Annotated in this window: 1 protein-coding gene; it reads left to right on the top strand. The window is 43.0% G+C overall.

The genetic code is table 11. From position 1 onward, the window contains the following. Positions 1–577: ABC transporter substrate-binding protein (locus R7Z50_RS28090; RefSeq protein WP_318149833.1), on the top strand; the 577-nt coding region annotated here is incomplete at its 5' end. Positions 578–660 lie beyond the last annotated feature (83 nt).

The raw sequence follows: 660 nt of genomic DNA, 5'->3' as shown, positions 1-660 counted from the left end.
CAACCCAGAAATTCCTGCTTACGGCAAAATGACGCAAGAAGAGCGTAACGCAGAAGCGGCGCGTTTATTGGAAGAAGCAGGCTACGGCGCAGATAATCCACTTAAGTTTAACCTTCTTTACAACACGTCTGAGAACCACAAGAAAATTGCGGTTGCTCTAGGCTCTATGTGGAAGAAAACACTTGGTCTAGATGTAACGCTAGAAAACCAAGAGTGGAAAACATACCTATCAACAAAAGACTCAGGTAACTTCGAAGTTGCTCGTGCTGGTTGGTGTGGTGACTACAACGAAGCTTCGTCATTCTTGACTCTAATGATGAGCAACAACACCACTGGTGGTATTCACTACGACAGCAAAGAATATGATGCAATTATGAATAAAGCGTTCAGCTCTACGTCAAACGAAGAGCGTCAGGCGCTTTACCTAGAAGCTGAGAAGCTAATGGCGAAGGATATGCCAATGGCACCTATCTACCAGTACGTGAAATCACGTCTACTATCTACGAAAGTGGGTGGCTTCCCATCAAACAACGCGGAAGAAAAGATCTACTCTAAAGATCTCTACATCACTGAGTAAATCTTCAATCAGATAGAACTATAAAAAGTAGGCTCTGCATGTGAGAAATTGCATGTAGCGCCTATGTTCAGTCCAAAATAAAT

The sequence above is a fragment of the Vibrio sp. 1249-1 genome (assembly GCF_033340495.1).
The sequence above is the reverse complement of the archived record's forward strand: the minus strand, read 5'-3'. Positions and strand labels throughout refer to the sequence as shown.